General features: G+C 70.1%; 15 protein-coding genes. 2 read left to right on the plus strand and 13 right to left on the minus strand.

The genetic code is table 11. The features are described 5' to 3' along the window. Positions 1 to 29 precede the first annotated feature (29 nt). From BKK79_RS09060 to BKK79_RS09075, 4 genes are all read right to left on the minus strand, one after another. Complete coding sequence (locus BKK79_RS09060; protein ID WP_335582873.1) at positions 30 to 956, minus strand: 3-hydroxybutyryl-CoA dehydrogenase; 927 nt, start codon at positions 954 to 956, stop codon at positions 30 to 32. 24 nt (positions 957 to 980) lie between these two features. After that, on the minus strand, positions 981 to 1,406 hold the full coding sequence (locus BKK79_RS09065) for an HIT family protein (RefSeq protein WP_071010842.1): 426 nt from the start codon (positions 1,404 to 1,406) through the stop codon (positions 981 to 983). Positions 1,407 to 1,550: 144 nt separating this feature from the next. After that, positions 1,551 to 4,877: a fused isobutyryl-CoA mutase/GTPase IcmF gene (gene icmF / locus BKK79_RS09070; RefSeq protein WP_071037555.1), complete on the minus strand. Its 3,327-nt coding sequence runs from the start codon at positions 4,875 to 4,877 to the stop codon at positions 1,551 to 1,553. A 206-nt stretch (positions 4,878 to 5,083) separates the two neighbouring features. After that, positions 5,084 to 5,422 (minus strand): DUF2917 domain-containing protein, encoded by a 339-nt coding sequence (locus BKK79_RS09075; RefSeq protein ID WP_071010840.1) that lies wholly within the window; start codon positions 5,420 to 5,422, stop codon positions 5,084 to 5,086. Positions 5,423 to 5,595: 173 nt separating this feature from the next. Between BKK79_RS09075 and BKK79_RS09080 the strand changes: the two genes are divergently transcribed. Further along, entirely contained in the window at positions 5,596 to 6,999 is a 1,404-nt protein-coding gene (locus tag BKK79_RS09080) for an aminotransferase-like domain-containing protein (protein ID WP_071038479.1), read from the plus strand. Between the two features lie 18 nt (positions 7,000 to 7,017). Here the strand turns inward: BKK79_RS09080 and BKK79_RS09085 are convergent, their stop codons facing one another. Continuing rightward, positions 7,018 to 8,430 (minus strand): amino acid permease, encoded by a 1,413-nt coding sequence (locus BKK79_RS09085; RefSeq protein WP_071010839.1) that lies wholly within the window; start codon positions 8,428 to 8,430, stop codon positions 7,018 to 7,020. A gap of 586 nt (positions 8,431 to 9,016) precedes the next feature. Next, positions 9,017 to 10,348 (minus strand): aspartate aminotransferase family protein, encoded by a 1,332-nt coding sequence (locus tag BKK79_RS09090; protein WP_071037556.1) that lies wholly within the window; start codon positions 10,346 to 10,348, stop codon positions 9,017 to 9,019. Between the two features lie 434 nt (positions 10,349 to 10,782). On the opposite strand from BKK79_RS09090, the gene BKK79_RS09095 reads away from it, so the two are divergent. Next, positions 10,783 to 12,237 carry an aminotransferase-like domain-containing protein gene (locus BKK79_RS09095; protein ID WP_071037557.1) on the plus strand — a complete coding sequence of 485 codons (1,455 nt, stop codon included), beginning with the start codon at positions 10,783 to 10,785 and terminating at the stop codon, positions 12,235 to 12,237. Between the two features lie 30 nt (positions 12,238 to 12,267). Here BKK79_RS09095 and BKK79_RS09100 read toward each other — a convergent pair whose 3' ends face one another. From BKK79_RS09100 to leuC, 7 genes are all read right to left on the minus strand, one after another. Beyond that, complete coding sequence (locus BKK79_RS09100) at positions 12,268 to 12,864, minus strand: acyloxyacyl hydrolase (protein ID WP_083383921.1); 597 nt, start codon at positions 12,862 to 12,864, stop codon at positions 12,268 to 12,270. 465 nt (positions 12,865 to 13,329) lie between these two features. Further along, positions 13,330 to 14,520 carry a M24 family metallopeptidase gene (locus tag BKK79_RS09105; RefSeq protein ID WP_071037558.1) on the minus strand — a complete coding sequence of 397 codons (1,191 nt, stop codon included), beginning with the start codon at positions 14,518 to 14,520 and terminating at the stop codon, positions 13,330 to 13,332. 37 nt (positions 14,521 to 14,557) lie between these two features. Further along, positions 14,558 to 15,523 (minus strand): Bug family tripartite tricarboxylate transporter substrate binding protein, encoded by a 966-nt coding sequence (locus tag BKK79_RS09110; RefSeq protein WP_071037559.1) that lies wholly within the window; start codon positions 15,521 to 15,523, stop codon positions 14,558 to 14,560. A gap of 262 nt (positions 15,524 to 15,785) precedes the next feature. Further along, complete coding sequence (locus BKK79_RS09115; RefSeq protein ID WP_071010833.1) at positions 15,786 to 16,436, minus strand: TetR/AcrR family transcriptional regulator; 651 nt, start codon at positions 16,434 to 16,436, stop codon at positions 15,786 to 15,788. Positions 16,437 to 16,505: 69 nt separating this feature from the next. Then, positions 16,506 to 17,411, minus strand: a complete 906-nt coding sequence (locus BKK79_RS09120; RefSeq protein ID WP_071037560.1) for an alpha/beta fold hydrolase — start codon at positions 17,409 to 17,411, stop codon at positions 16,506 to 16,508. Beyond that, entirely contained in the window at positions 17,404 to 18,132 is a 729-nt protein-coding gene (gene leuD / locus BKK79_RS09125; RefSeq protein ID WP_071037561.1) for a 3-isopropylmalate dehydratase small subunit, read from the minus strand. Before leuD ends, BKK79_RS09120 begins: the two co-directional genes overlap by 8 nt. Beyond that, positions 18,125 to 19,543, minus strand: coding sequence for a 3-isopropylmalate dehydratase large subunit (gene leuC, locus BKK79_RS09130; protein WP_071038480.1), 1,419 nt, complete (start codon positions 19,541 to 19,543; stop codon positions 18,125 to 18,127). Before leuC ends, leuD begins: the two co-directional genes overlap by 8 nt. Between the last annotated feature and the right edge of the window lie 73 nt (positions 19,544 to 19,616).

Raw genomic sequence — 19,616 nt, forward strand, 5'->3', positions numbered from 1 at the left:
TGCGGCGGGCCCATGGCCCGCGCTGAGGCTTACTTGCTGTAGACGTAGACACCGCGGCCGGTCTTGCGGCCCAGGTAGCCGGCCGCCACCATCTCGCGCATCAGCATGGCGGGACGGTACTTCGGATCGGCGAACTCGGTGTACAGCACTTCCATCACGGCCAGCATGGTGTCCAGGCCGATCATGTCGGCCAGTGCCAAGGGCCCGATCGGGTGGTTGCAGCCCAGCTTCATGCCTTCGTCGATCTCCTCCGGCGAGGCCAGGCCTTCGCCCAGCACGCAGAAGGCCTCGTTGATCATCGGGCACAGAATGCGGTTGACGACGAAGCCCGGGCTGTTCTTCACGGTGATCGGATACTTGCCCAGTTCCTTGGCCAGCGCCTCCACCTTGGCGTGGGTCTCGTCGCTGGTCGCCAGGCCGCGGATCAGCTCGACCAGGGCCATCACCGGCACCGGGTTGAAGAAGTGCATGCCGATGAAGCGGTCGGCGCGGCTGGTGGCGGCAGCCAGCTTGGTGATCGAGATCGACGAGGTGTTGGAAGCGATGATCACCTCCGGGCCGACCAGCGCATCGATCTGCTTGAGGATCTTGAGCTTGAGCTCGTAGTTCTCGGTGGCGGCCTCGATCACGATGTCGGTGGCCTTCAGGTCATCATAAGCGGTCGAGCCCTTGATGCGCGCCAGCGCGGCGGCCTTGTCGGCCTCGCTGATCTTGTCCTTCTTGATCAGACGGTCGAGGCTGCCGGCCACGGTGGCCACACCCTTCTGCACCGCGGCTTCGCTGATGTCGACCATCACCACGTCGAGGCCCGCCACCGCGCATGCCTGGGCGATGCCGTTGCCCATGGTGCCCGCGCCGACGATGCCTACTGTCCTGATACCCATGTTGTCTTCCTTCTCTTCTGGTTGGTCCTGCTGGATTCTGCTGGATTCTGCTTGCGATGCGATCGCGCCGATGGCGCGGCGCGCGCGGGCGCTATGTCAGGCCAGTTCGGCCAGTGCCGCGATGACGCGCTCGGCGTGCGCCTTGAGCACGGCCGGGTCCTGCTTTTCGTTGGCGTGGCGGCGCAGCGGCTGGCCCTCGGCGCGCGGGATCACGTGGAAATGTACGTGCGGCACGGTCTGGCCGGCGGCTGGACCGTTGAACTGGCCGATGAACAGGCCGTCCGGCTGGAAGGCGGCACGCACCGCGCGCGCCAGGCGCTGGGTGGTGCGCATGGCGGCCTGCGCCGCCGGCTCGGACAGCTCGAAGATCTCGGCGGCGGCTTCCTTTGGCAGCACCAGCAGGTGACCGTCGGCCTGCGGCATGATGTCCATGAAGGCGAACGTCTGGTCGTCCTCGTACACCTTGAAGCAGGGCAGTTCTCCGCGCAGGATTTTGGCGAAGACATTGTTCGGATCGTACACGGCACTCCTGGATGCGTTGGGTTCTCGATGCGCCCGCTGGCGGGCCGGCGCGCGGACAGGCAGGCAAGCAGGCAGGAGACCCGTGCCGGCGCCACGCGCAAACCCTGAGTTTAACGCAGTGCAGCACGGGCGCGGCGGCGCAAGCTACATATTGCGGCGGTACTGTCCGCCCACCTCGAACAGGGCATGGGTGATCTGCCCGAGCGAGCACACACGTACCGCGTCCATCAGGACGGTAAAGACATTGCGGTCGGCCACCACGGCCTCGCGCAGCCGTTCCAGCATGGCCGGCGCCGCTTCGGCATGGGCGGCATGGAAGGCCGCCAGACGCGCCAGCTGGCTCTGCTTCTCGTCTTCGCTGGAGCGCGCCAGCTCCAATTTTTGCGGGATGGGATCACCTTCCGGATTGCGGAATGTGTTGACGCCGATCAGGGGCAGCGTGCCATCGTGCTTCTTCTGCTCGTAGTAGAGCGACTCTTCCTGGATCTTGCCGCGCTGGTAGCCGGTCTCCATCGCCCCCAGCACGCCGCCGCGCTCGGCGATGCGCTCGAATTCCTGCAGCACGGCTTCCTCGACCAGGTCGGTCAGCTCCTCGATGAGGAAGCTGCCTTGGTTGGGATTCTCGCACTTCGCCACGCCCCATTCGCGGTTGATGATGAGCTGGATGGCCAGCGCGCGCCGCACCGACTCCGCCGTGGGCGTGGTGATGGCTTCGTCGAAGGCATTGGTGTGCAGCGAGTTGCAGTGGTCGTAGATGGCGATCAGCGCCTGCAGCGTGGTGCGGATGTCGTTGAAATCGACTTCCTGCGCGTGCAGCGAGCGGCCCGAGGTCTGGATGTGGTACTTGAGCTTCTGGCTGCGCTCGTTGGCGCCGTACTTGTCGCGCATCGTCACCGCCCAGATGCGCCGCGCCACGCGGCCGAGCACGCTGTACTCGGGGTCCATGCCGTTGGAGAAGAAGAAGGACAGGTTGGGCGCGAAGTCGTCGACCTGCATGCCGCGCGCCAGGTAGGCCTCGACATAGGTGAAGCCGTTGGCGAGCGTGAAGGCGAGCTGGGAGATCGGGTTCGCGCCGGCTTCGGCGATGTGGTAGCCGGAGATCGACACCGAGTAGAAATTGCGCACCTGGTGGTGCACGAAGTACTCCTGGATGTCGCCCATGACCTTGAGCGAGAACTCGGTGGAGAAGATGCAGGTGTTCTGGCCCTGATCTTCCTTGAGGATGTCGGCCTGCACCGTGCCGCGCACGTTCTGCAGCACCCAGTCGCGGATCTTGGCCGCTTCCTCGGCGGCCGGCACGCGGCCGTTGTCGGCGCGGAACTTGTCGAGCTGCTGCTCGATGGCGGTATTCATGAACATCGCCAGCAGGGTCGGTGCCGGGCCGTTGATGGTCATCGACACCGAGGTCGACGGGCTGCACAGGTCGAAGCCGTCGTACAGCGCCCGCATGTCGTCGAGCGTGGCGATGGACACGCCGGAATTGCCGATCTTGCCGTAGATGTCCGGCCGCAGTCCGGGATCCTCGCCATACAGGGTGACCGAGTCGAAGGCGGTCGACAGGCGCTTGGCCTCCATGCCCGCGGACACCAGCTTGAAGCGGCGGTTGGTACGGAAGGCATCGCCCTCGCCGGCGAACATGCGGGTGGGATCCTCGTTCTCGCGCTTGAAGGCGAACACGCCGGCGGTATAGGGGAAGCTGCCGGGCACGTTCTCGCGCATCAGCCAGCGCAGCACCTCGCCCTCGTCCTCGAAGCGCGGCAGCACCACCTTGCGCACCTTGGTGCCCGACAGCGTGGTGCTCACCAGGCCGGTACGGATCTCGCGCCCGCGGATACGCACCACGTATTCGTCACCGGCATAGGCCTGCCGCAGCGCCGGCCACTGCGCCAGCAGCGCACGCTCGGCGTCGCCCAGCGCGGCATCGCGCGCGGCTTCCAGCGCGGCGAGCCGCGCGGCCGCCGCCTCGGCGTCGCCAGCCACGCCAGCCACGCCGCCCTCACCGCCCTCACCGCCCTCACCCAGCATGCGGCGCGCCTCGCGCAGCTGCTGGCGCTCGCGCGCCAGCACGCTCTGCGCGGCCACGCGGCGATGGTAGGCGCGCACGGTGTCGGCCAGTTCGGCCAGGTAGCGGCTGCGCGCCGGCGGCACGATCACATTGCGCCCGCTGGAGATGCGGCCTGCCACCTGCGGCAGCGCACCGGGCGCAAAGCGCACGCCGCGCGCGGCCAGCGCCTCACGCAGGCCCTGGTAGAGCATGGTCACGCCATCGTCGTTGAAACGCGAGGCCTGCGTGCCGTAGACCGGCATCTCTTCCGGCCTGGCATGCCACTGCGCGCGGTTGCGCTGCACCTGCTTGGCGACGTCGCGCCAGGCGTCCTGCGCGCCCTTGCGGTCGAACTTGTTGATGGCGACGAAATCGGCGAAGTCCAGCATGTCGATCTTTTCGAGCTGGCTGGCGGCGCCGAACTCGGGCGTCATCACATAGAGCGTCAGGTCGGCATGCGGCACGATGGCCGCATCGCCCTGGCCGATGCCGGAAGTCTCGACCAGGATCAGGTCGAAGCCGGCCACCTTGCAGGCCGCGATCACCTCCGGCAGGGCCGGCGAGATCTCGCCGCCGGCGGCGCGCGTGGCCAGCGAGCGCATGAAGATGCGCGGATGGTGGATCGCGTTCATGCGGATGCGGTCGCCCAGCAGGGCGCCGCCCGACTTGCGGCGCGACGGATCGATCGAGATCAGCGCGATCGACAGCGCGTCGCGCTGGTCCAGGCGGATGCGGCGCACCAGCTCGTCGGTCAGCGAGGACTTGCCGGCACCGCCGGTACCGGTGATGCCGAGCACGGGCGTGGCCACGGTGGCCGCCTGCGCGCGCAGGGACTGCACCAAGGCGGCATCGGCGGCACCGTTCTCGAGCGCGGTGATGAGCTGCGCCAGCGCGCGCCGGTCGCCGCCGCGCACACCGTCCAGCGTGGCCGGCGCGTAGCGCGCCAGGTCGATGTCGCAGCGCTGCACCATGTCGGCGATCATGCCGTCCAGCCCCATGCGCTGGCCATCTTCGGGACTGTAGATGCGGGCCACGCCATAGGACTGCAGCGCGCGGATCTCCTCCGGCACGATGACGCCGCCGCCGCCGCCGAACACCTGGATGTGCTCACCGCCGTGCTGGCGCAGCAGGTCGATCATGTAGCGGAAGTACTCGACGTGGCCGCCCTGGTAGCTGGAGATGGCGATGCCCTGCACATCTTCCTGCAGGGCGGCGGCGACCACCTCGTCGACGGCACGGTTGTGGCCGAGGTGGATGACCTCGCAACCATGCGCCTGCAGGATGCGCCGCATGATGTTGATCGAGGCGTCGTGGCCGTCGAACAGGGCGGCCGCGGTGACGAAGCGGACCTTGTTGGCGGGCGCGGCGGGCGCGCCGGATGCCTGTGATCCACGGCCCGCCGGGCGGGCGTTGGAAAGATCGGTCATGTCTCCACCCCTGTGCGGTGTGCCGGTCCGCGCGCACGGCGGGCGCATCCGCGCGGGATGCGCCGCTCTGCGGCGGCTCGGGGCTCGTCGTGGTGGGACTGTGCGGTCGATTATATGACGCTGGCGCCAGCGTCACAGGGGGCCGGGAGCGGGCCGGTACGCGCTGCCGTTCGCGCCTCGCTTCCGTTCGCGCCTCGTTTCGCCCTTCAGCGCCCGCTTTGCGGGCAGTCGCCGAAAGCGGCCGTGCGCGGCGCGCGCAGCCGGCGCGCGAGCAGCAGCGCCGCGAACAGCAGGCGGCGCCACGACAGCGCGGCCGGCGTGTAGGCCAGCTCGAAGCGGGCGCCGCCGCGCTCGGCCGACAGCCACACGCGGTCGCCCTCGGGCGGGTCGAAGCTTTCGCCAGGGCGCAGCCAGATGTCGGCGCTGCCCCCCTCCAGGGTCAGCCAGAGGCGGCCGGCCAGCGCGGTGACGCGCTCGCCGTGGCGCACGCGCCAGCTCACGGGTATCCCCGCTCCGTCGAGTTCGTAGGTCCGTAGTTCGCGCATGATCGCCTCCTTGCCGTTCGCCTTGCCTGCTGATTCACCGGCCTTCCATTATTCATACGGCACACTACAATCCCATGCACAGTTGCGAACAGTTTTCCATGAACTGTTCAGTGGTTTCTGCTGACACTTTCCGCCGCCGGCCGCTGCCGGGGCCTTGCGCACCGCCCTCCATGCTGAAACTGAGCCTCGACCCCGCCGGCGGCGTGCCGCTGACCGAGCAGATCATCCTCGCCGTCAAGAACTGGCTCGGCTCGCACGACGCCCGCCCCGGCACGCGCCTGCCTTCGATCCGGCAGATGGCGTCCGAACACGGCATCAGCCGCTTCCCGGTGATCGAGGCCTACGATCGCCTGGTCTCGCAGGGCCTGCTCGACTCGCGCCAGGGCTCCGGCTTCTTCGTCGCCGACAGCCCGCTGACGCGGCGCGCCGGGCGCGGCTGGTCGGATCCCAGCCTGGCCGAGGATCTCTCCGATCACATCATCGAGCAGTTCCACCACCCCAGCGGCACGCTCAAGCTGGCCGGCGGCTTCGTCCCCGAGAGCTGGCGCGACGTGGACGGACTGACCCAGGCGATCCGCCAGGTGTCGCGCACCGACATCGACAGCGTGATCCACTACGCCACCCCGCTCGGCCATGCCGAACTGCGCCAGCAGGTCCTGACGCGGGTACGCCAGCTCGGCATCGGCGCAGAACTGCCGCAGGTGCTGATCACCACCGGCGCCAGCCAGGCGCTGGACCTGATCGTGCGCCACCTGCTCAAGCCTGGCGACACTGTCTTCGTCGAGGACCCCGGCTACTACAACCTGTTCGGCCTGCTGCGGCTGCACGGCGTGCGGCTGGTCGGCGTGCCGCAGACGCCGGACGGCCCCGACCCGGATGCCGCCGAGGCACTGCTGCGCGAGCACCGGCCCAAGCTGTTCTTCACCAACAGCGTGCTGCAGAACCCGACCGGCTCCACGCTGGCGCCGCCGGTCGCGTTCCGGTTGCTGGAACTGGCGCGCCGCCATGGCTTCCGCTTCGTCGAGGACGACATCTTCTCGGACTTCCAGACCCATTTCACCGACCGCCTGGCCACGCTCGACCAGCTCGAGCACGTGATCTACGTGGGCGGCTTCTCCAAGACCGTGTCAGCTTCGCTGCGGGTGGGCTACGTGGTGGCGGACAAGCGCCTGGTCAAGGACCTGGTGGACGTCAAGGTGCTGACCAGCGTGGCGGGCTCGCAGTTCGCCGAGGCGGTGACGGCGGCACTGCTGGAGCGCGGCGCCTACCGCAAGTATGTCGAACGCCTGCGCCTGCGCGTGCGCCAGACCCTGGCGGGCGCGGTACAGCGGCTGCACGGCTGCGGCTGGGAGGTGTTCTGCGAACCGGCGGGCGGCAACTTCCTGTGGGCGCGGCCGCCGGGCATGGCGGACTCGCGCGAGCTGACCCGCCTGGGCGAACGCTACGATATCGCGCTGGCGCCGGGCAACTTCTTCCGCCCGGGCGGCGAGACCACGCCCTGGGTGCGCATCAACGCGGCCTATGTGGAGGAGCCGCGGGCCCAGGCCTTCCTGCGCGAGGCCGGGTCCCGCGGCTGACGCGGCGGGGCGGGCCCGTCAGCCGGCGGAGCGCGCCGGCGCCTTGCCGTGCAGGACGGCGTTACGGCGCGCGTAGAGGAAGTAGATGGCCAGGCCGAGCGCCAGCCAGACCAGGAAAGCCACCCAGGTCAGCGGCTCGAGGTGCGCCATCAGGAACACACAGAAAGCGACCGACAGCAGCGGCACCACCGGCACGCCGGGGCAGCGGAAGGCGCGCGGCAGGTCCGGGCGCGTGCGCCGCAGCACCAGCACCGCGATCGAGATCAGCGAGAAGGCCGACAGCGTGCCGATATTGATCAGCTCGGCCAGCACCGCCAGCGGCACGAAGGCTGCGATCAGCGCGAAGACGATGCCCACGGTCCAGGTGGCGAAGAAGGGCGTGGCGTGGACCGGATGCACCGACGACAGCCTGGCCGGCAGCAGTCCGTCGCGCGACATGGCGAAGATGATGCGGGTCTGGCCATAGGTCATCACCAGGATCACCGTGGTCATGCCGACGATGGCGCCGAGGTCGACGAAGCCCGCCACCCAGTTCTCGCCGGCGACCTGCAAGGCCAGCGAGACCGGGTGGTCGATGCCGGCGAAGCGGGCATAGGGCACGATGCCGGTCATGATGGCGGCCACCACCACGTACAGCACGGTGCAGACCGCAAGCGAGCCGACGATGCCGATCGGCAGGTCGCGGCGCGGGTTGCGCACTTCCTCGGCGGCCGAGGTCACGGCGTCGAAGCCGATGAAGGCGAAGAACACCAGCGCCGCCGCATTGAAGATGCCAGTGAAGCCGAACGGCGCGAACGGATGCCAGTTGGCCGGCTTGACGTGCCACACGCCTACGGCGATGAACAGCAGCACCACGCCGATCTTGATGGCCACCATCAGGTTGTTGATGCGCGCCGACTCGCGCACGCCGTAGGACACCACCCAGGTGATGGCCAGCATGATGAGGAAGGCCGGCAGGTTGAACACCGTGTGCACGCCGGGCACCGCGCCCGGGGCCGCGGTGAGCGCCGCCGGCAGGTGCAGGCCGAAGCCGGATGCGAGCGACTGGAAGTAGCCCGACCAGCCCACCGATACCGCCGAGGTGGCCAGCCCGTACTCGAGCAGCAGGTCCCAGCCGATCATCCAGGCGATGATTTCGCCCAGGGTGGCATAGCTATAGGTGTAGATCGAGCCGGACACGGGAATCGCCGAGGCGAACTCGGCGTAGCACAGCGCGGCGAAGCCGCAGGCCATGGCGGCGATGACGAAGGACACCGTCAGCGCGGGGCCGGCGGTCAGGGCGCCGGTACCGGTCAGCACGAAGATGCCGGTGCCGACGATGGCGCCGATGCCCATCAGCACCAGGTCCAGCGGACCCAGTACTTTCTTCAGTCCACCCACGCGGCTTTCGGCCAGCATGGCGTCGATATCCTTGGTACGAAACAAACTCATGAAAAGGGTCTCCTGCATCCGCCGCCGCGTTCGCATGGGACGGCCCCGGTGAAGGCGGCACGTCCGGCGGGCGCATTGGCATCCGGGTCCGCGGCAGCCTGGTCGACCGTCCGTCGCGCCGGCACGCTGTTGGCATGCCGGCCCCGGTTATCTAATGAAATCGCCCTGGCCGGCGCAGCGGCCCGGGCGGCTGGTGCCGCATGCGCGCGGCGCGCCCGGCCGGATCGCGGCGGATGCGCTACGTGATGCGGCGGCGCCACCGGCCTGGAAACCGGGCCGGCGGCAAAAACGCGCTAGTTTACTCCTGCGCGGGACGCGCGGGCATCACATTGGCGGGGTAAGCGGGGAATGGCAGCCAATGACAGCCGCGCGGCATCGTGGCGGCAGGGAAAGGCTCGCGGGAAGGGGGCGCGCAGGGGGAAGAAAGGGAGACAAACGGTGCCGGGAGGACGGCGGGTGGCAGGAGGAAGCCCCGCTGGGGGACGACCGCCACGGCGCGGCGGGACTCGCCGTGGCGGTGTCAGGCACATCGGCCGGCGGCGCGGAGGACGCGCCGCCGGAGGCAGCGCGCGGCGCCCGCGCTGCGTTACGGCAACTCTTGCAGGACCTTGCGCACCGTGTCGAAGATCTCGCCGATCTGGGCCTCGTCGATGATCAGCGGCGGCGAGAAGGCGAGGATGTCGCCGGTATAGCGCACCAGCACGCCGCGCTCCAGGCACTTGAGGAAGGCCTCGTAACCGCGTGCGCCGGGCTGGCCGGCGCGCGGTTCCAGCTCGATGCCGGCGACCATGCCCAGGTTGCGGATGTCCTTCACGTGCGGCGCACCGCGCACGCCATGCACTGCCGCCTCGAAGGCCGGCGCCAGCGCGGCCGCGCGGCCGAACAGGTTTTCGCGCGCATAGATGTCCAGCGCCGCGATGGCGGCCGCGCAGGCCAGCGGATGGGCCGAGTAGGTATAGCCGTGCGGCAGTTCGATGGCACCGGCGGCGGCGGCGTTGACGACGGCGTCATGCACCTCGCGCTTGACCGCCACCGCGCCCATCGGCACCGCGGCATTGTTGATGGCCTTGGCCATGGTGATCAGGTCCGGGGTCACCTGGAAGCGCTCGGCCGCGGTAGCCGCGCCCAGGCGCCCGAAGGCGGTGATGACCTCGTCGAAGATCAGCAGGATGCCGTGCTTGCTGGTGATCTCGCGCAGGCGCTCCAGGTAGCCCACCGGCGGCACCAGCACGCCGGCCGAGCCGGCCAGCGGCTCGACGATCACCGCGGCGACGTTGGACGGGTCGTGCAGCGCCAGGATGCGCTCGAGGTCATCGGCCAGGTGGGCGCCCCACTGCGGCTGCCCCTTGGAGAAGCCCGCCTCGGCGATGTTGAGGGTGGCCGGCAGGTGGTCGGTGCCGGGCATCAGGTTGGCCGAGAACATCTTGCGGTTGGGACCGATGCCGCCCACCGCCATGCCGCCGAAGCCCACGCCGTGGTAGCCGCGCTCGCGGCCGATGATGCGCGTGCGCTGGCCTTCGCCGCGCGCGCGGTGGTAGGCGAGCGCGATCTTCAGCGCCGTGTCGACCGACTCCGAACCCGAGTTGGTGAAGAAGATGCGGTCCAGGCCCGCCGGCATGATGCCGGCCACCTTGGTGGCCGCCTCGAAGGCGAGCGGGTGACCCATCTGGAAGGGCGGCGCATAGTCCAGGGTCTGCACCTGGCGGGCCACCGCCTCGGTGATCTCCGTGCGGCAGTGGCCGGCCGCCACGCACCACAGCCCGGCACAGGCGTCCAGCACCTTGCGGCCATCGTGGGTGCTGTAGTACATGCCGCTGGCCGAAGCCAGCAGGCGCGGCGCGGCCTTGTACTGGCGGTTGGCGGTAAAGGGCATCCACAGGGCGTCGAGATCGGGAATCACGGTCTTGGCAGCGTCCATACGTCCTCCTCGGAGCGATTGCATGCGCGGGCGCGCGTTGAATGGGGCAGAAAATGCCGGATGCGGCCACTGTACCGACGGGCGCCGGCCGGCAGAATATACGGTTGGCAAATCTCCACCTTACCGTACAGTTTAGGCACCACGAAGCGTACAGGCCCGACTCGCCCCAATGGCGCCGCCGGCCGCCTGCGCCGCAGCGGTCCCGGCGCCCCGGCACTGCCTGGAAAGCCCGCGGGCCGGGAGATTGCACGCTGCGCCGCATCAACACCGATGGCCATGCCGGGCCATGTGCCGGGGCTTCACGGCGACCGCCCCCTCAGCGTAGACTGTACAGGCCGCTTGCGCCACAAGCCGCCGCGGGCCGCCGCACGCTGCCCCCTCGTGCCACCGATGTCCCCCGCCAATCCGCCGCCATCCACCGCGACCAGCGTCCCATGATCCCCCTGCAACTGCACCGCAGCCGCCGCGGCGGCGAGACCCTGACCGAACAGATCGTCAACGGCGTGGCCGCCCTGATCGAGCGCCGCGCGCTGCGTGCCGGCGCCGCCCTGCCCTCGGTGCGCCGCTTCGCGATGCAGCACGGCGTCAGCACCTTCACGGTGGCCGAGGCCTACGCCCGCCTGACCGCGCTCGGCTACCTGAGCGCGCGCGCCGGCTCCGGCTACACGGTGGCGCACCGGCACGCGCCGGCGGGACTGGCGCCGGCACCGCACTGGCAGACCCCGGAACTGAATGCCGCCTGGCTGCTGTCGGATGTCTTCGCCGACCATTCCGTGCCGATCAAGGCCGGCGCCGGCTGGCTGCCGGGCGACTGGCTCAACGAGGAGGGGCTGCATCAGGCCATGCGCGCAGCATCGCGCGTACCGGCCGCCCAGGTGTCCGGCTACGGCCATCCCTTCGGTTTCGGCGCCCTGCGTGAACACGTGGCCGCCGGCCTGGGCCAGTACGGCATGCCGGTGCAGGCCCGCCAGGTGGTACTGACCCAGGGCGCCACCCAGGCGCTCGACCTGGTGGTGCGCACGCTGCTGCGCCCGGGCGACACCGTGCTGGTGGAGGCGCCGTGCTACTGCAACCTGCTGCAGATCCTGCGCCTGGCCGGCCTGCGCGTGATCGGCGTGCCGCGCGGCGCGGCCGGGCTCGACACCGATGCGCTGGACGATGCCATCCGCGCGCACGCGCCGCGCATGCTGTTCGTCAACACCGTGCTGCAGAACCCGACCGGTGCCTCGCTGACCAGCATGAACGCGCACCGCGTGCTGCAACTGGCCGAGCGCCACCGGTTGCTGGTGGTGGAGGACGACATCTACCGCGAACTGGCGCCGGCCGGCTCGCCCATGCTGGCGGCCATGGACGGGCTGTCGCACGTGATCTATATCAACGGCTTCTCCAAGACCATCGCGCCCTCGCTGCGGGTGGGCTACCTGGCGGCCAGCCCGGAGCTGGCCAAGGCGCTGGCCCGCACCAAGATGGCCGTCGGGCTGACCTCGTCGGAAGTGACCGAGCGGCTCGTCTACTCGGTGCTGACCAGCGGCCACTACGGACGCCACGTCGCCGCGCTGGCCGAACGGCTGCGGGCCCAGCAGGACCGCATCGCGGAAACCATGGAACGGCATGGGCTGGAACTGCTGCTGCGGCCGGAGGGGGGCATGTTCGCCTGGGCCAGGCTGCGGCCCCAGGACGGCCCGCGCGCCGCGCCGGCGCTGTCGGGCAACCGCCTCGCCAGGCTGGCGCTGGAACACGGGGTATGGCTGGCGCCGGGCTCCTACTTCGAGCCCGACGAGGCCGACTCGCCATGGATCCGCTTCAATGTGGCCACCAGCGATGCGCCCGGGCTGTGGCGCTTCTTCGATGCGATGCGCGCCGCGGAGCCGGCGACGCGAGCCGCCTGAGCGGCCGCGGCACCGCCGCGGCGAGCCGCGTCAGAAGCGGTAGCGGACGTAGCCGGTATAGAAGTTCGTGCCCGGGTTCGGCTCCTTGATGCCGGCATTGGACACGTGCTGGAAGCGGAAGCCGGCCTCGAACTGGTTGCGCGCCCCGAACATCGCACCCAGGCCGAAAATGTCGCCGAACTGGAACGCGGTGCCGGAGCGATGCTCGTCCGATGTATAGGTACTGCTCAGCAGGCGCGCACCCGCGCCGACCTCCAGAAAGGGCACGAAGCCAGCGAAACCATGCTTTTCCAGCCGCAGCAGCGGCGTGAAACCGAACTCGGTCACGTTGTGGCGATTGGTGCCGCTCTGGGGAAACCACTCGGCCAGTTCGACTTCCCACTGCAGGCGCAGCAGCCAGCTGTCCGGGTTGCCCCAGTTGAAGCCGGAATCCCAGTTCAGGGCGACTTCGTATTTGTTGATGCCGTGGCTCGGGTCGCGGCCGAATGCCGCCTGCACGGTGGGATCGGCGTGGGCGGCGCCGGCAAGGCCGGCGGCCAGGGCCGCCGCGGCGAAGAGGCGCGGACGCAGCAGGCCCACGCGGGAACGTTGCGAAACGGGGGGATGACCTTCTTCTTTTCGCGTCATGATCGAAACCAGGTTGCGGATCGCGCCGGCTTGCCCGCAGGGGCTCGTGGCTGCGGTCGTCAGCTCCAGAGGCGCTCGACCACCCAGCTGGCGGTCGTGCAGACCGCGATCCAGACAGCCAGGCAGCCGGCGATAAAACGATAAGTCATATCAGAAACAACAACAAACGAAACTACTCTCGGGAAATTCTTCCGCGATTATACATCCAGCCATGAATGTATGTAATTCGCCGCGCCCACAGGAAGATGACACCCGTCTGGCAAGCATAGATCACGTGGGGAATTGCCAACAAGGGACCCTGTCGGCTCGCCGACACATCGCGCCAGGGCCGGCGGGAGCCGGGTGGCGATGGTGGCATTTGGCAGCAGGAGGCAGGCCAGGAAGCGCGGTGCGGCCTGCGCGCCATCGCGCCCCCGGCCGCGGCCGCCCCGCCCGGGGACGGAGCGGCCGCGATGGCGGGCCGGCTCAGCCGACCGTGGCGTATTCCAGCGTCTTCGGCGTCTTCACGATCACTTCCGGCTCGCTGCCCACCACCACGGTGTCGTCGAGGCGGAAGCCGCCCAGTCCGTAGACGTAGAGGCCCGGCTCGGCCGAATACACCTCGCCCGCCCGCAGGGCGCGCGTGTTGAACGCCATGTCCTCGGGGTATTCGTGCAGCATCAGGCCCACCGCATGACCGGTGCGGTGGAACACATAGTCGCCGAAGCCCGCGCGCTCGATCACCGCCTGCGCCGCCGCGTCCATGTCGCACACGCGCTGCCCGGTGACCGCCGCCTGCACGGCGGCATCGGTCGCCTGCGCCGCCACCTGGTACAGGCGCGCCTGCCGATCATCCGGGCGTCCGCAGAACCAGGTGCGCTCGTTCTCGACGTAGTAGCCGTTGAGGCGCGGCAGGATCAGGTTGACGACGGTGTCGCCCTCGGCGATGCGCGCGCCGCAGGCGGCACCGTCGCCGTGCGGCGAGGCCGAGGCCGGGCCGGCCAGCGTCCAGCACTTGAGGATGTCGAAGTCCTCGCCCGGGAAGCGGCGCGCGGCCTCCTCGACCATCAGCGCCGACATGGCGTGGTCGAGCTCCTGCGTCAGCCGGCCCGGGCGGATGTTCTCGCGGTAGCGGTCCTGCACCCAGTCGGTCAGCGCGCCCAGTGCGCGCATCACCGAGAGTTCCTCCGCATGCTTGACCCAGCGCATCGCGCGCATCTCGGCCAGGGCCGGGCGCAGCACCAGTTCCGGCAGGTAGCGCTGCGCGGCCGCCAGCAGCGGGTGGGCGACGTCGACGCCGATGCGGCTGGCGCCGAGGCCGCGCGCGGCCAGGCTCGACGCCAGCAGCTCCGGCAGCTGCGGGGCGAGCGCGAGCCGCTGGGAGACGCGCGGATGCTCGGCGTAGTAGGTGACGTCGCGCAGCCAGACGGTCTGCTGCTCGGTGGCGAAACGCATATGGTTGGTCGACAGTTCGTTCATCACCGCGAACGGCTCGCCGTCGCGCGGCACTACGGCGAAGACGGGCCGTTCCCAGGGCCACACGTCGAGCTGGAAATTGGTGGCGAACTGGAAGAAGTCCGGCGTGGTGAAGACGAGGGCGTCGAGCCGGCAGCGGTCCATCAGTTCGCGCATCATGGCGACGCGGTAATCGCGTACGGCGGTGGTGATCTTCGGCATGGGTGTCTCCTGTACAGGGGTTTCCGAGGGGGCGGGCTTACAGCGAAATGTCGAGCCGGCGGATCAGCGGGGCCCAGGCCGCGGCATCGCGCTGCATGGTCTGGAACACCAGGGCCGGCGGGCCCTGGATGGGCTCGAGGAACTGGTTGGCGAGCTTGTCGCGGAAGGCGGCGCTGCCGATCACGGCGTTGATGTCGGCGTTGATGCGCTCGACCAGCGCGGCCGGCGTGCCGGCGCGTGCGACGATGGCATACCAGCCGGGCACGGCCACGTCATAGCCCAGCTCGCCGAAGGTGGGCACGCCGGGCAGCGCGCCGAGGCGATGCGCGCCGGTGACCGCCAGCGGCACCAGCTTGCCGCCCGCGATATAGGGCTGCACGCCGGCTACCACGTTCATCATCACCGGCGTATCGCCCGCCATCAGGCTGGTGGAGCCGCCGCCGCCGTTGAAGGGCACATGCAGCATGCGCAGGCCGGTGCGCTCGGCCACCAGCGCCATGGCCAGATGGGTGGAATTGCCGATGCCGCCCGAGGCATAGCTGAGCGCGCCCGGCTGGGCGCGCGCCAGCTTGAGGAAGTCGGCGAAGCTATGCACCCCGAGCCGGGGCGAGGCCACCAGCACGAAGGGCGAGTTGGCCAGCATCGCCACGCCGGCCAGGTCGCGCTGGGGATCGTAGGACAGCTTGCGGTACAGCAGCGGATTGAAAGCCAGGTTGGACACCCCGGCAAAGAACAAGGTATAGCCGTCGGCCGGCTGGCCCTTGACGTACTGGACCGCCACCACGCCGTTGGCGCCGGGCCGGTTCTCCACCACCACGGCCTGCCCCCAGCGCTGCCCGAGCTGCTCGGCCAGCGCGCGCGCCAGCACGTCGTTGCCCGAGCCGCCCGCCTGCGGCACCACCAGCCGCACCGGGCGCGCGGGCCAGGTCTCGGCCCACGCCTGGCCCTGGCCAGCCAGCGCGGCGGCCAGCACCGCGCCCAACATCCATTGGCGTCTCTTCATCCTCATTTCCTCTTCTCCTCTTGTGGCGCACTCGCGGCGCGCCAGGCACCGCCGACCGAATTACGTACCACTTGGTACATGCTTACTGTACCAGATGGTACACGCAACGAAAACAGAAGTCATGCCGGTGCCGGGAGCCGGCGCGCGGCCGGGCAAGTAGCGGCGGGTCGGGATGCGATGGAGGCGGAGAGCGGCTGGCGGGAAGGCGGCTTCGACGCCGGAACCGGGGGGCGTGTCGCGCCGCCGGCCTGGCGGCGCCGGCTCAGCGTGGTGCCGGTGCCAGCCGCTCGGCGAAGTACTTCAATGCGGCCGTGGTGCCCTTGCGGTCGCCGGTGGTGACGAGGTCGAGCAGCAGGCCGCGCATGGTGGCCAGTTCCACCCGCGCGCGCAGCCGGGCCTCGGCGGGCGGCAGGCCGAGCTGGCGGTGCAGGCGGTCGGCCATGGCGCCCATCCAGCTGCCGACCACATCGTCGAGGAAGGCCTGGAAGCGCTCGCGGTCGCGGATGGCGCGGCCATAGATCTCGAACAGCAGCTGGATGATGGGCAGGTAGCTGTCGGCCGAATAGCGTTCCCATGCCAGCTCCAGCACCCGCGCGGGATCGGCGGCCTCCTCCGCCAGCGCCGGGCGCACGCGCTGCTCGGCGTGGCGGATGCGGCGCAGCAGCGCCTCCCAGAAGCCGTCGGCCGAGCCGAAGTAGTAGATCAGCATGCGGTGGCTGGTGCCGAGGACCTCGGCCATGGCGCGCAGCGACAGGTCGCCCAGCCCGTGCGCGAGCACATGGGCGGTGGCCGCGTCCAGCAGTTGCACGGCCTGCTCGCTGGCGGCACGCCCTTCGGCCGCGGCCGGGGCAGCCGGGGCAGAGGTGTCGGCGGTGTTCGCCGCGGACTTCGCGGTGGTCTTCCTGGGCGGCATGGACAAGCAGTCTGGTGAGCAAGACCGCAAGTGTAAGGCAGCGCCGCAGCGGTGCCCGGCCCGGCGTGCTCAGTCCGCCAGCAGGAAGGGCAAGGCCTCCGCGAGCAGCCGCTCCGGCGCCTCCTCGGCGATGTAGTGCCCGCACGGCAGCGCGCGGCCCTGCACGCGCCGCGCGACCCGCCGCCACGCCTCCAGCGGCGCGAAGCACTGTCCCACCGCGCCTTGCTCGCCCCACAGCGCCAGCATCTCGCACTCGACCTGGCGGCCGGCGGCGAGGTCGGCGCGATCGTGCTCCAGGTCGATGCCGGCGCTGGCCCGGTAGTCCTCGCACAGGCCGTGCGCGGCGCCGGGCAAGCGCAGGCAGCGCAGGTACTCGGCCAGTGCCGCCTCGGTGAAGGGCGCCAGCCCGGCGCTGCGCGCGCCCATGGTCTGGCGCAGGTAGAGCGCCGGATCGGCCTCGATCAGCGTCTCGGGAAACGGCGCCGGGCGGATCAGGAAGAACCAGTGCCAGTAGGCGCGCGCGAAGGCTTCGCTGGTCTGCTCGTACATGGCCAGCGTGGGCGCGATATCGAGGGTGACCAGGCGGAGCACCGCCTGCGGGTGATCCAGCGCCATGCGGTGCGCCACGCGCGCGCCGCGGTCGTGCGCCAGCACGCGGAAGCGCGTGAAGCCGAGCGTGCGCATCACCTCGACCTGGTCCTGCGCCATCACGCGCTTGCTGTAGTTGCCGTGGTCGGGCAGGCCGCGCGGCTTGCCGCTGTCGCCGTAGCCGCGCAGGTCGGTGGCGACCACGGTGAAGTGCCGGGCCAGTTCGCCCGCCACCTTGTGCCAGATCACATGCGTCTGCGGATGCCCGTGCAGCAGCAGAAGCGCCGGCCCCTGTCCGCCGACCAGCGCGTGGATGGCGACGCCTTGCTCGCCGTCCGCCGCCGGCTGTCCGACCACGATACGGTGCGTTTCGAATCCTTCAAACATCGGTCCCCTCCCCTGTGTGCCGCCCTTGGCCGTCCGCCTGGGCCCGCAGGCGCGCCATGGTCGCGGCGGCCACATCGTACAACCAAGGGCTGTGCGCGTGATGGCGGCGCGCGAAGCCGGCGATGGCCTCGGCCTGGGTCAGCGTCAGGCCGATCATGTCCAGTCCGCGGCGGAACATCTCGCGCTGGCGCGCGGCAAGCGTGAAGCCCGCCGCGAAGCCGGGCGCGCGCACGCTCAGGTCGTCCAGGTCGATGCGCACGCGCGGCGACTCGGCCGACTGCAGCGCCTGCAGCAGCTGCTCGACTTCGGCCTGCGGCAGCATCACCAGCAGCAGGCGGTTGTTGAAGGCGTTCGAATAGAAGATCTCGCCGAAGCCGGAGGCGATCACGGCGGCGATGCCGGCCTGCTGCAGGCCCCACACGGCGTGCTCGCGGCTCGAGCCGCAGCCGAAGTTGGGGCCGGCCACCAGCACGCTGGCCTGGCGATAGCGCGGCTGGTTCAGCACGAAGTCCGCGCGCGGCGCGCCGTGCTCGTCGAAGCGCATATCGTGGAACAGGCCGCGGTCCAGCCCCGACTTGTCGATGATGCGCAGGAACTGCTTGGGCATGATCTGGTCGGTGTCGAGATTGGGCAGCGGCAAGGGCGCGGCCACGCCTTCGATGACGGTCAGCGCCGCGCCGCCGGCGCAAGCGTGATGCGGGGATACGGTGTGCTCAGGCATGGACGGGCTCCAGGCGGCGCACGTCGGTGATGCGCCCGGTGACGGCCGCGGCGGCGGCCATGGCGGGACTCATCAGGTGGGTGCGCCCGGCGCGGCCCTGCCGTCCCTCGAAATTGCGGTTGGTGGTCGAGGCACAGCGCTCGCCCGGGGCGAGCACGTCGTCGTTCATCGCCAGGCACATCGAGCAGCCCGGCTTGCGCCACTCGAAGCCGGCCGCGGCCAGCACGGCGGCGATGCCCTCGCGCTCGGCCTGCTCGCGCACCGCGCCGGAGCCGGGCACCACCATCGCCCGCACGCCCGCGGCAACCTTGCGGCCGCGCGCGATGGCGGCGGCCGCGCGCAGGTCCTCGATGCGGCCGTTGGTGCAGGAGCCGATGAAGACCCGCTGCACCGGCAGGCCCTCGAGCGCATCGCCGCCGCGCAGGCCCTGGTAGTCCAGCGCGCGTGCGGCGGAGGCGCGCGCGGCGGGATCGGCGAAGTCTTCCGGATGCGGCACGCAGGCATCGACCGCCATCACCTGGTCGGGGCTGGTGCCCCAGGTCACGTTGGGGACCACCTCGGCGGCATCGAAGGCCAGCTCGGCAGCGAAGCGCGCCTGCGGGTCCGATGCGAGCGCCTGCCAGGCAGCCAGCGCGGCGGCCCGCTGCGCCGCGCCGATGTCGGAAGCGCGCGCCAGCACATAGTCGGTCGCCACCGCGTCGGGAGCGATCAGCGCGCCGCGCGCGCCGGCCTCGACCGCCATATTGCACAGGGTCATGCGCCCCGCCATCGACAGCGCGCCGATGGCCTCGCCGCAGAATTCCACCACGTAGCCGCGCGCGCCCTGGGCGCCGATGCGGCCGATCACGTGCAGGATCAGGTCCTTCGCGGTGGTACCCGCCGGCAGGCGGCCGTCGATACGGATGCGCATGTCGCGTGCCACGCGATAGACCAGCGTCTGCGTGGCCAGCACATGCTCGACTTCGGAGGTCCCGATGCCGAAACCGAGCGCGCCGAAGGCGCCGTAGGTGGTGGTATGGCTGTCGCCGCACAGCACCACCATGCCCGGCCGGATCATGCCGTGCTCCGGCACGATCACGTGCTCGATGCCCTGCAGCGGATCGTCGCTGTCGAACAGCGCGATGCCGTGCCGTGCGCAGTTGCGCTTGAGGTTGCGCGCCTGCAGCGCCGAGGCCGGGTCGGCGATGCGCCGCGGCGATTCGGCGTGGGTGGGAATGATGTGGTCCACCACCGCCACCTGCTGCCCCGGCCGCGCCACGGCGCGCGCCCGGGCGGCCAGCCCGGCGAAGGCCTGGGGACTGGTGTATTCGTTCATGATGTGCAGATCCGCGTACAGCAGGACGTTGTCCGCGTCGAGGACGGACACCGTGTGCGAATCGACCAGCTTGCGATAGAGCGTGCGGCCTGGCATGAAATGGTCGTGCAAGAGAAGATCGTGGAAGCGAAGCCGGCGCAGGCCGGCACAAGCAGGACAGCGGCGCGGC

Origin of the sequence: Cupriavidus sp. USMAA2-4, from assembly GCF_001854305.1 — a bacterium.
Taxonomy (GTDB): Bacteria; Pseudomonadota; Gammaproteobacteria; order Burkholderiales; family Burkholderiaceae; genus Cupriavidus; species Cupriavidus malaysiensis.